This is a genomic window from Paraburkholderia sp. SECH4 (assembly GCF_030511745.1).
GTDB classification, from domain to species: domain Bacteria; phylum Pseudomonadota; class Gammaproteobacteria; order Burkholderiales; family Burkholderiaceae; genus Paraburkholderia; species Paraburkholderia madseniana.
Genome location: NZ_JALOCP010000080.1, coordinates 1 through 11301, shown reverse-complemented (window position 1 = coordinate 11301; position 11301 = coordinate 1). Strand labels below are relative to the sequence as shown.

8 protein-coding genes are annotated in these 11301 nt (G+C 57.9%); 4 read left to right on the top strand and 4 right to left on the bottom strand.

Annotated features, from left to right (window positions below; genetic code table 11):
• Positions 1-114: 114 nt before the first annotated feature.
• Entirely contained in the window at positions 115-1323 is a 1209-nt protein-coding gene (locus M0D67_RS41290; protein ID WP_266243441.1) for a CaiB/BaiF CoA-transferase family protein, read from the bottom strand.
• A 441-nt stretch (positions 1324-1764) separates the two neighbouring features.
• Positions 1765-2676 (bottom strand): LysR family transcriptional regulator, encoded by a 912-nt coding sequence (locus M0D67_RS41285; RefSeq protein ID WP_266243439.1) that lies wholly within the window; start codon positions 2674-2676, stop codon positions 1765-1767.
• Between the two features lie 390 nt (positions 2677-3066).
• Here M0D67_RS41285 and M0D67_RS41280 point away from each other — a divergent pair, with 390 nt between their 5' ends.
• The 4 genes from M0D67_RS41280 (at position 3067) to M0D67_RS41265 (ending at position 8585) form a co-directional block, all read left to right on the top strand.
• Positions 3067-3888 carry an SDR family oxidoreductase gene (locus M0D67_RS41280; RefSeq protein WP_266243437.1) on the top strand — a complete coding sequence of 274 codons (822 nt, stop codon included), beginning with the start codon at positions 3067-3069 and terminating at the stop codon, positions 3886-3888.
• A 388-nt stretch (positions 3889-4276) separates the two neighbouring features.
• Positions 4277-6430 (top strand): sigma 54-interacting transcriptional regulator, encoded by a 2154-nt coding sequence (locus tag M0D67_RS41275; RefSeq protein ID WP_266243435.1) that lies wholly within the window; start codon positions 4277-4279, stop codon positions 6428-6430.
• 230 nt (positions 6431-6660) lie between these two features.
• A complete protein-coding gene (locus M0D67_RS41270; RefSeq protein WP_266243432.1) occupies positions 6661-8076 on the top strand; it encodes an aldehyde dehydrogenase family protein in 1416 nt (471 codons plus the stop codon).
• A 44-nt stretch (positions 8077-8120) separates the two neighbouring features.
• Positions 8121-8585, top strand: a complete 465-nt coding sequence (locus M0D67_RS41265; protein WP_266243430.1) for a nuclear transport factor 2 family protein — start codon at positions 8121-8123, stop codon at positions 8583-8585.
• Positions 8586-8741: 156 nt separating this feature from the next.
• Here the strand turns inward: M0D67_RS41265 and M0D67_RS41260 are convergent, their stop codons facing one another.
• On the bottom strand, positions 8742-10493 hold the full coding sequence (locus M0D67_RS41260; protein ID WP_266243428.1) for an aldehyde dehydrogenase family protein: 1752 nt from the start codon (positions 10491-10493) through the stop codon (positions 8742-8744).
• A 90-nt stretch (positions 10494-10583) separates the two neighbouring features.
• On the bottom strand, positions 10584-11177 hold the full coding sequence (locus M0D67_RS41255; RefSeq protein ID WP_266243426.1) for a TetR/AcrR family transcriptional regulator: 594 nt from the start codon (positions 11175-11177) through the stop codon (positions 10584-10586).
• Between the last annotated feature and the right edge of the window lie 124 nt (positions 11178-11301).

The following is an 11301-nucleotide window of genomic DNA, read 5'->3' as shown; positions in this document are numbered from 1 at the left end:
CAAGTCGTCCGTGGGAACTTGACCTGTGCCGCCCCATTTTGTACTTTACGCGCCAGGTTTTTCTTCTCTGGACCGGAAGGAAAGTGCGGTCCTGTACCGAGGCGCAATGTGGCGTCAAACGACGCCGTCAGTCTTCAACCGTGAGAGCCGTTCGTCCGACAGACCGAGCAGCGACTGCAGAACATCCTTCGTGCCTTCCCCGAGTTGCGGCGGTGCGCTTCGTACCGGCAAGCGCGCACCGTCGAAGCGGTAGGGCGGAGCGAGGACGTGCGTGCTGCCGGCCTCCGGATGCGGCTGCGTCGTCACGAGCCCGGCGTCCGTCGCGCGCTTCGAGGTGAGTGCCTCGTGAAGACCGAGCACTTCGCCACATGGGATGCCGGCCTGAGCAAGGCGCTCCAGCAACACCCCGCGTGCTCTCTGGCCGATCTCGCGCTTGAGTTCGGGCACGAGGGCCTCGCGGTTCGCCGCACGGCCGATGTTCGTCTGGAAGCGCTCGTCTTCGGCAAGATCCGGGCGTTCAATCACATCGCGACAGAAGCGCGTGAACTGACTGTTGTTGCCGACCGTGATGACGAGCGATCCATCGGCCGCATCGAATACGCCGTAGGGCACGATCGAGGGATGCGCGTTGCCGTAACGCGGCGGGTCTTCGCCCATAATCAGCGCTTCCAGCCCGTAATACGACGTGATCATCAGGCCGCAATCGAACAGCGCCATTTCGATGTGGCGTCCCTTGCCGGTCTTCTGGCGCTCGAACAGCGCTGCGAGCACCGCCTGGGCGGAGTACATCCCGGTGAACAGGTCGACGGCCGCAACGCCGAATTTCAGAGGCGGCTGATCGGCTTCGCCGTTGAGCGCCATCAGCCCGGCCTCGCCCTGAACCACCAGATCGTAGCCGGGACGTGCGGCTTCCGGTCCCGTGCGGTCATAGCCGGAGATTGAGCAGTAGATCAGGTCCTCATGTTCCTGCTTCAGTTGCTCGTATCCGAGGCCCAGCTTTTCCACGCCGCCGAACTTGAAGTTCTGGATCACGACGTCGCACTTCTGCGCCAGCTCCCGCGCGATCTGCTGGCCCTCGGCGGTTTGCAGGTCGAGGCTCACGGAGCGCTTGTTGCGGTTGACGCTGTTGAAATAGGCTGTCTCGGTCGAACCGACGCGCAGGCCCCAATCGCGGGTGTCGTCGCCGCGTTTTGGGTGTTCGACCTTGATGACTTCGGCGCCGAGGTCACCCAGCACCATGGAACACCACGGTCCGGCAAGTATCCGGGAGAGATCGAGAACGCGAATGCCGGCGAGCGGCAGTGAGGAGGGCAGGTTAGACATGGCAAATCCAGGTTGACAGGGGGGGCGTAGCGAGGAGGGCACTTCTAGTGCAACTGCATCGGCTAATGCCGTATCGCTGCGCGACGCTGTGGGCGTACTTCATCGGGCCACCGCGATAGCGCAGGAAGCCGCAGCCGTGGAGGAACGACACGTCCACGTTCGCGCGGGCGCAGTGCGAACGTGACGACGTCGTTAGACAATTGGGGATTCACTATCCCTGTCTCCGTGTATTGGCTTTTGCTATGGACGGATCTTGAGATGATCTGACCATATTGACAATTCCATTGCGAATTGACGAACTGTTAACTAAAAGTTGACATGCGGCGCGCGACAAAGCCTTGCCGGTTGAAATGCTTCGATATGGGGATTTGCGGCCCGACTGCGTGCTGCGGTTCAGATGACGGATTCGAACGCGGCGGCGGACCGCCCGAACGCACTACTTCAGGTCCATGTCTGTGCGAGCGAAAGGATTTCGTCTCGCAGGTAGTCGATCAGGGCTTGCGTTGATGGCGATGGATAGCGATTGGGCAGGGTGACGATATACAGCGTGTTTTGCTGACCGGCGACACGGTATTGCGGCAGGATCGGCAGCAGTCCCCGGTTCATCGGCGCATGCGGCACGTAGGCCGGCAATAGCCCAATACCCATGCCCTGACACACGGCCTCCGCAAGGAAGGGGTAGTCCGACGACTGCAACGCGGGTTGCATCGTTATGGTGTGGACATCGGCTTCGTTCTCCCGGTGCGTGAGCGTCATCGTCACACGCCGGCCCGGATAGGGCGATCCGACCAGTGTCTGCCTTTCGAGGTCTTCGGCACACACGATCGGACCGTGCTTCTCCACATAGCCGGCCGACGCATACAGGTTCCAGTCAATCGAGCATATGTTGCGAGCCACATAGTCCAGCGGGGGTGTCGACGTGATTTTCACCGCCACGTCGACTTCGGCGGCGATCAGGTCCTCGATGCGATTGTTGAACGTGACATTGAGCGTAATGCCCGGATGCGCGCGCGCGAATTCAAGCAGCTTCGAACCGATGAACATCCTGCCGAAGCCGGTCGGCACGCTGATCCGCACCCGGCCGCGTAGTGTCTGGCCGAGGCTGTCGATCGCTGCGCGCGCCGTGCCCAGATCCTCGAGCATGCGCTGGCCGCAGTCGTACAGCGTGTGTCCAGCTTGCGTGAGTTCGATACTTCGCGTCGAGCGACGCAGGAGTTGTGCGCCGGTTTCGCGTTCCAGCAGCTTCAGCCGCTGGCTGATGTTGGCGCGCGTCATGCCGAGTTGGCGCGCGGCGGCGCTGAGGCTGCGCGATTCCACAATCTCGACGAACAGGCCGATCAGATTCAGGTCCATGGGGCGGTTGTCAATTCAGCCTGAACAGGCGTCGCTATATTAGGTCTATTGTCGCCGCTTGGATAGCAGCCGTCCTGAAGGGCCCAGCCGCGCCAAGTGCATATCGGCCGAGTGGCTGTCGGAGTAAGGCCCTTCGCATTGTCCTGACCGGAGTGACTGGCATGGTACGTGAGTGCCTGAAGGCCGGGGGCGGCAGCGAAATCATCGTGCTCGGCCGTCGTGCACTACCACGACCTCGACCCAGGAAATTATCAAGGTCTGGTTTCAGACTTCGATAACCCCGGAGCGGCTTGACGATGTATTTCACGCAATGAGTCGCTTCGGTACGAGGGCATTATCGTATTTCGGATTTCATCTTATTGTCACAGGCCTTATTAAGTGGAGATTATCATGACGAAAACAATGCTGATTACCGGCAGTTCGTCCGGCGTGGGGGCGGCCACTGCAAAGCTATTCGCGGAACGCGGATTTAATGTCGTAGCTACTATGCGAAATCCAGGAAATTCTCCGGATTTTGGAGGCCTCTCTAATTTGGTTGTGGAGCGGCTTGATGTGGAAGATGTGGCAAGCATCGACCGTGCAATTAAGGTTGCTCGGGAAAAATTTGGCCGCATTGATCTCGTAATTAATAATGCGGGCTATGGTCAATATGGGGTCTTTGAAAAAATCTCAATGGAAAAGGTTCGGAAAAATTTTGAGGTCAATGTTTTTGGTGTAATGAACGTGATGCAAGGAATTATTCCGATATTTCGTCAACAAAAAGGTGGGGTTATTCTGAATGTCAGTTCCTGTGGGGGGCGGATCGGCATACCGGCATCGTCAGTCTATATTTCCACGAAATTCGCTCTGGAGGGTTTTATTGAAGCGGTGTCACACGAACTGGCATCCCAAAATATTATCACCAAGCTTTACGAACCCGGTGCAATTTTGTCTCCTTTTCACGAAAGGGCCGCGCGCGAACATGTTGGTAATGGTGGGATTGAGAGTTACGATCAATTCCTTGAAAGCACAAATTTATCTTTGGAAAAACTGGCAGCTGGCGCGGCGGCTGCTAAAAAAGTTGCGGAAGATATCTACGCTGCAGCCACCGACGGAACTGACAGGCTTCGCTATTGCGCACCTTATGGTGTTGAACAACTTGTCAAGGCAAAGCGCGAGCTCGATGACAAAGAATATGAGAATTTTGTTCGCTCGGTGTTCCCCGGAAAGTAAAATTTATAAGGCCGTGTTCCAATCGGCTTAAATTGGCTGGATATAATCGGCGTCAATCGAGAATATGTTTTATATATCCCGGTTGGCGTCTATTCGCAAGATCCATGGTTCCATGGCGCTCAATTTTTGTCGTCGAATAGAAGCTGTTGTGTTTCAGCATTTGCACAACTCACCTATGCGCCAACTGAGCAAGGCGCAAGTGACGGAATCTACAGATGTTTAACCCACCAATGATTGGCGAAATTTCGCCAATAACGATATGCTGAAGAACAAGCGCAGTGTCACCGGGAAGCGAGAGTTCTGTCATTGCTACTGACTCCCGGAAACCGGATGGCAAGCGCCTGAACAATGGTCAACGCACTCACCGGTTCTCACCGAGGGCTGCATCATGAATGATTTCACCAGGGAATCGCTGCAATTCACTCTAAATTTGATTCCGGCGCACACCTGGTACGCGGATCCGTCCATGGCCCTCACGTTCCTGAATGAGCGAAGCGCGGATTACCTGGGCCTTGCGAAGGACCATCCTCTTCGGTTTGGCATCGAGACAGGCGCGGCGTGGGACGCCCATCTAGCGTTTCTCCATCCCGACGATCACGAGGCGGCACACAACGTCTGGTCAGAGTGCGTCAGAACGGGATCCGCAGGTGAAGTGACTTTTCGGGTGCGTAACGCTGAAGGCGGATATCGCAGGTTCCTCAGTCGCGCTGAACCTCGCCGGGCGAATGATGGAACGCTACGTGGCTGGATTGGAATCAACCTCGATATTGAAGAACGAACGCGGGCTGAGTTTTACCTAGCGGAAGGTCAGCGCCTTGCGCACATCGGCAACTGGGCATTCAACGCTGCCGGCTTTGAATACTGGTCTGCCGAGTTGTTCCAGATCCACGGCCTTGAGCCGGGCGGCAAGGCGCCGAGTACTCCGGAATATATCGCGCTCGTGCACCCCGGTGATCGAGACTTCGTGGCGCACGAAATTCAGAAGATGCTGGCAGACCACCGTGGCTTCGACTTCACGAAAAGGATTGTGCGGCCCGACGGAGCCATTCGTTATATCCGTTGCGTCGGTACGCCTGCGACCGACGGCGAGACTTTCCGGGGGCTCGTCGGAACGGGGATGGACGTCACGGAGCAGGAGCAACTCACGCAGGCGCTGCGCAAGAGCGAGGAGGAACTCCGGCAGATTGTGGATCTCGCGCCGCAACACGTAGGCGTGCTGGGCCCGAACGGCGAGCGCCTCTACGCGAACCGCACAGCGCTCGCCTATCTCGGCACCCGTCTAGACGATTGGTTGCACGGAGCCATTGGATCTCACGTTCATCCTGACGACCGCGAACGGCTAATAGCGTTTGCAAGTCGTTTGTCGGTCGGTTCAGTCCCTGAGCTGGAATTGCGCCTGCGTAAGAACGACGGAAGCTATCGCTGGTTTCTGGCTCGTTATAACCCGGTCTGCGACGAGCACGGACGGCTGCTCCGCTGGTATGTTGCATGTACGGATATCGAGGAGCGCAAGCGAGCCGAGGAGAGACTGCAACAGGAAAACGTGGCGCTTCGTGAGGAAATCGACAAGACCTCCATGTTCGAAGATATTGTCGGTACGTCGCCCGCCCTGACGGTTGTGCTTGGACGAGTTTCCAAGGTCGCAGCCAGCGATTCGACGGTATTGATCACTGGCGAGACCGGGACCGGCAAGGAACTCATCGCCCGTGCGGTTCACCGGCGGTCGCACCGCTCCTCGAAGGCGTTCGTGGCAGTGAACTGCGCCGCGATTCCGCGCGAGCTGATTGCCTCAGAACTGTTTGGGCACGAGAAGGGGGCCTTCACAGGTGCCACCCAGCGGCGACTCGGCCGCTTCGAACTCGCCGACGGCGGAACGATTTTTCTCGATGAGGTCGGCGAACTGTTGCCCGACACGCAGGTCGCGTTGCTGAGGGTTCTGCAGGAACGCGAGTTTGAGCGCGTTGGGGGCAGGGAGGCTATCCGCGTAGACGTTCGCGTTATCGCGGCCACCAATCGTGATTTGAGTGAAGCCGTGGCCGATGGAAGCTTCCGCCAGGACCTCTTCTATCGCCTGAACGTTTTCCCTGTTGAGATGCCGCCGTTGCGGGAGCGGATACAGGACATTCCCCTGCTGGCGGAATATTTCATCGACCACTACGCGCGCAAGGCGGGTAAAGCATTCAAGCGCGTCAACAAGCGGACACTGCATCGCCTGCAATCCTATCCGTGGCCTGGGAACGTGCGCGAACTGCAAAACGTCATCGAGCGCTCAGTGATTGTGTGCGACTCCGAAGAATTCACGATCGACGACAGTTGGCTACCGACACGACCATCGGTAGGCAGCAGGCTTGCGCTATCCAGCACGCTCGTGGCACATGAGAGAACGATCATCGAGGACGCGCTACGCGTCTGTGACGGCCGGGTCTATGGACCCTCGGGTGCAGCGACACGGCTCGGCATTCCTCGCTCGACGCTCGAATCGAAGATCCGCGCGCTGAGGATCGACAAGAGCCGCTTTCGGCAGCGGCCTGCGAACCGTTAAGCAGTCGGCTGTTGTACAGGAGTTCGCCATTGGCGAAATATCGCCAGTGTGCGGACTTAAAAGTCCCTGTAAATTCAATATATTGCTGTTGGCTCAGTAATTGCCTCAGACATCGCCATGAGCCCCGCTGAAGCATCGCAGCGGGGCAGAGCCGGCGATCGCGAGGCATTGATGGGTTCCCTCGCGCCATCGTCCTTCATCCCGACCGCAAGTCATTAAGGAAAGGTGCGATGAAAACAATCACTCAACACTACATCGATGGGGCTTTCGTTGAATCCCACGGCCGCGAGGTCATGGTCAGCGTCAACCCGGCCAACGATACCGCGATCGCCTACGCAATGTTGGGCGATGAGGAAGATGCGCGGCGCGCCATCGGCGCAGCCAGGCACGCTTTCCCCGGCTTCGCCCGGACGAGCAGGGAAGAGCGCGCGACGTTGTTGCGCCGGCTGCACGAGGTCGTTGCGGCGCGCATTGACGATCTGACGGTGGCCATGGTCGATGAGTATGGCGGCACCGTCCAATTCTCCTCGCTCATTGTACGGATGGCCGCCGACTCGTTCTTGCACGCAGAGAAGGCGCTCCACCAACTGCCGTTGGTTCGGACCTGGGGGCAGACGACGGTGACCTTGGAGCCGGTCGGCGTCGCCGGTCTGATCACGGCCTGGAATTCGAATGCGCTGTTTATCTGCCTCAAGCTGGCCTCGGCCATTGCCGCCGGGTGCACGGTCGTTGTCAAGCCCAGCGAGCTCAGCGCGTTGCAGACGCACGTGTTGCTGAAGTGTTTGCACGAGGCACGACTGCCGCCGGGGGTGTGCAATGTCGTCACGGGCCGCGGGGATGACGTTGGGGCCGAGCTGGTACGCAATCCTGACGTGGCGAAGATCTCATTCACGGGTTCGGTTGCGGTTGGGGAGAGAATCATGCGCGACGGCGCTGCGACGATGAAGCGGGTCACCCTCGAACTGGGTGGGAAGTCGCCCAACATCCTGCTTGACGACGTTGAGCTCGACAAGGCGATTCCGACTGCCTTGGGCATCGCCTTCCTGAACAGCGGTCAAGCCTGCGCGGCAGGGACGCGGCTCCTCGTGCCGAAGAGTCGGCTCAACGAGGTCAAGCGCGCCGTTGTGGATGCGATCCCGGCCTTTCCCGTTGGCGATCCGGCCGACCCGAAGACTGCTGTCGGACCGATGGTGACGCAGAAGCAGTACGAGCGTGTGCAGTCCTATATCCAAAAGGGTATCGCCGAGGGCGCAGAAGTACTGGTCGGAGGCGAAGGCCATCCACCGGGTCTTGAGAAAGGTTGCTTCGTGAAACCGACGGTATTTGTCAATGTGACGAACGACATGACGATTGCCCAGGAGGAGATTTTCGGTCCTGTCCTGTGTGTCATCGCCTACGAAACTGATGAAGAGGCGATCAGGATTGCCAACGACTCACGATACGGCCTCCACGCGTTCGTGAGCGGGACCAACATGGAACGCGCACGCCGCGTGGCTTCTCAGCTCCGCGCTGGCCGCATTGCAATCAACGGTATGCGTGATGACCCACAGGCCCCCTGGGGTGGATTCAAATATTCCGGCGTTGGCCGGGAATTCGGCACGTATGGAATCGAGGCCTTTCTCGAACCACGGGCCATTCTGGAGTGACCATTCTTGCCATGCCAGAACGAATCGAATAAGGAAACCCATTCATGATAAAGCACGCATCCATCTCCCCCAGCGAAGCTGCGGATCGACTCGCCATCCGGGAGCTTATCGAGGCCTATGCACACTGCGCCGATCGTCGCGATCCGACAGGTCAGATGGCGCTCTTTACGGCGGACACCCATTTCGTGGTGTACATGAACGCAAAAGATCCGACGCCCTCAATGGAGTTGCACGCGCGCGAGGCGCTCGCTCCGGTCTTTGCGGACCTGAACCAGTACGACGCGACCACGCACTTCGTCGGACAGAGCACGATCTTCACGCTGGCGGATGACCGGGCCACGGGTGAGGCCTACTGCATGGCATATCACGTAAAAGTCGACGATGGAAACCGACGCTTGATGCTCGCCTCCCTTCGTTATCACGACACATTTGCAAAAATAGATGGCGTGTGGCTATTTGCGGAGCGCCTGCTATACGTCGATTGGCTGGAGGATCGCGCAATGTCGTGAATACAAAACTGACCTATGGATTCAATGGGCACCTTTAACGAAACTTCGGGGCGTAGATGAATACTCCGACATCAGAATGGGCCCGATGCCACTTGCAGATGTGTGTGTCGGTGGCAGACGCACATATCTATAGGGGCATCAGGCTGTCCCTATGCGTCAGCCGCGCACCGCGCTGACAAAAACACCGAGAAGCTTGAACAGGGACGGACGCGCCTGAAATGCCAATAATTTGCGAACTGTCGCGGCGGAGGTCCGGTTACTAATGAACCACGGCGGTCGGGGCAGCATGGCGAAACTTCCGTGCAACAATGCTCTCGGGAACGGTCGAAACGGCGCGCGGACCACAGACCGCTGTGGGCGGTCGAATAGAAAACAGTTGTGTACGACCCCGCGCCCACTTTGGATGTCATTCACGGGGTGACCAGGAAATGCGCCCCACGGCGTCTGAGCCAGCAGGAATCCGAGGCCAGTCCAGGCATTTACCGCAATGGTGCCGTAACGGAGATCAGTGAGCAGGGCTTCGAAGCGTGAGCCTAGTGCTTTTTCAGTCGCCGGATCGATGATGACGTTTGCGCCAAGCGTGCCGTGAAGTTTTGTGTTGGCAAAGCCGATTGCCGATTCGAGGAACGCTTCAGGTGCGGCGCCCGGCAAGAACACGACAGTGAGAGCCGGACCGAAAACTTCGGTTCGGAACGCATAGTCATCGTGTACGCTGGTGCCATCCAGGATTGCAAGCAATCGTGGCGCATCAGAGTCGCGGGCAAGCGACAACGCTGCTGGATAATGCTCGTGGAAGGCCGCCAAACGATCGCTGCTTCCTGGGTAGTAAAGCGGCCTGGTCCGCGTGGAAGAGAAAACCTTCTTCAATTCCGAAAGTAGTGCTGATGCGTGCGGCCAATCCCGCGGCAGGATAAGGACTTGGCTTGCTACGCAGTTGAAACCGGAATTGTGTAACTTCTGGGTCGCTATATGCTCAGCCTGAAAGCGAATGTCCGCGGCTGTCCAGTTCCCCGGGACGACAATCGTCGGACAGACTGCACCGAGTTCGCTCGTAATGGGACGCGTGTTCAAACGGATGTCTTGCGCCTTGCGTTTCGCCCCTTCCTCTCCAGTGCCGAAGACAATTGCGTCGTGGGACGCTGCACTTCCGGTAATGTGCAATGTTTCCACGAGGGGGTGGTCTGTGAGAAAAACGCCGACATCCGTGCCTCCGTTGACAATCGCAAACACACCCTCTTCAATAAGGGCTGCAAAGATTTTCCCGAAAACAGGCAAAAGGTAGGCGGTGACCGGATTTAGCTTGAGGACGACAACACTGTGTTCGGCGTACAGCTTGTACAGAGCGTCTAACGGCGCGATGCTGGTAATGTTGCCGGCTCCGAGAACCAGTGAAAGTGACCCGGCGCTGGATTGGCGCATGGGATCATAGCCGCTGGCAACGAATCGGCGAAGGTTCGATGGCAGTACGCCCGGTTCCATCCAAACCTCGGCGCTGACACCACTCAACAGCAAGCGATCAGTCAGCGTCGTGGGAAACACTTGCACTGCTGTCTGGTTAGTCGCGGTTGTGCGTACTTTCATTGCATCCAGAAAGCGAAGACCATCCAGCTGCGTTAGCGTGCAGAGCAGCACATCGATTGCCGTCAGGGCTGCCCATGGCCCCGAGGTCCATTCTTCACCGACGAGCGGGGAATCCGCGGGCAAACCCTTTGCTGTGGAAGCGAGCCTGGCCCATTCATCCGCGTTTTGGACTAGCGCTTCACGAATCAGCTTCAATAGCTCAACGCGACGGCTCACCGGCGTCGTCGCCCATTTTTCCTTATTCGCCGATACGGCAACCACAATCCGTTCGATCGGGTGCAGGCTGGAGGTGAGTGCGTCGTCCGCAACTTGCGTGGAACTCTTCATCGATCTGATCCCTAACCCGAGTCTCGAGCGCCCGAGGTTCGGAATTATTGGGACGATCGTCCTAATTTGTCAATTTTTTGGTCAGTTGACCTATTTTGTAGTGGTCGGAATCGCTGCGACCAGCAGGCGCCGCATGGTGCGCCGAAATCGCTTGCCTTCGGGATCCTCTCCAGAGAGTGTCATTTGCAGTGCATTGAAGAAGTGCGCATCAAGCAGGAGAAATGTCTGATGGATCGTTCCGCGCGATGCCTCAGGCTGCTGCAGATGAAGAAGTGTAGAGGTGGCGTTCTCCAGATCTCGCTCGATCTCCGAGGTGGCCGCGCGCAAACCTGGATTAAACAGTGCTTGAGCGCGTAGGTCGTACCAGAGACGATGAATCTTCGCGTCGCGCGTAGCGGCTGCGATTAGCAGGTCGATGACCGAGGTTACGCGGTTCTTCGTGGTCCCTTCCTGCTCCATCGCTTCCACAAGACGACCAATGAAGCGGGTCTTGTAGCGACGTATTGTGTAGAGAATGAGGTCGGTCTTGCTCTCAAAGTAATAGTGGAGCTGCCCTAAGTTGATTTCTGCAGCTTCCGCGATGTCGCGCAGCGACGTTTCAGCGTACCCGTGTTCCGCAAAGCACCTGATCGCGTGGTCAGCGATCTCGATCCGACGATTTTCGCGCTTTTCGGTTTGTTGCATGTCGTAGTATTCCCGTTGTTTGTGCCTCGTTCTCTGGCCTTTCCCACACTATCGGAAAGAACAGACGAGTGGCGCGTAAAGTACAAAATGGGGCGGCACAGGTCAAGTTCCCACGGACGACTTG

What these genes read in the sequence shown, in the direction of transcription:
- M0D67_RS41260 (WP_266243428.1), bottom strand. Translation starts at nt 10,493, where the DNA reads ATGAAGAGTTCCACGCAAGTTGCGGACGACGCACTCACCTCCAGCCTG.
- M0D67_RS41255 (WP_266243426.1), bottom strand. Translation starts at nt 11,177, where the DNA reads ATGCAACAAACCGAAAAGCGCGAAAATCGTCGGATCGAGATCGCTGAC.
- M0D67_RS41285 (WP_266243439.1), bottom strand. Translation starts at nt 2,676, where the DNA reads ATGGACCTGAATCTGATCGGCCTGTTCGTCGAGATTGTGGAATCGCGC.
- M0D67_RS41280 (WP_266243437.1), top strand. Translation starts at nt 3,067, where the DNA reads ATGACGAAAACAATGCTGATTACCGGCAGTTCGTCCGGCGTGGGGGCG.
- M0D67_RS41290 (WP_266243441.1), bottom strand. Translation starts at nt 1,323, where the DNA reads ATGTCTAACCTGCCCTCCTCACTGCCGCTCGCCGGCATTCGCGTTCTC.
- M0D67_RS41265 (WP_266243430.1), top strand. Translation starts at nt 8,121, where the DNA reads ATGATAAAGCACGCATCCATCTCCCCCAGCGAAGCTGCGGATCGACTC.
- M0D67_RS41275 (WP_266243435.1), top strand. Translation starts at nt 4,277, where the DNA reads ATGAATGATTTCACCAGGGAATCGCTGCAATTCACTCTAAATTTGATT.
- M0D67_RS41270 (WP_266243432.1), top strand. Translation starts at nt 6,661, where the DNA reads ATGAAAACAATCACTCAACACTACATCGATGGGGCTTTCGTTGAATCC.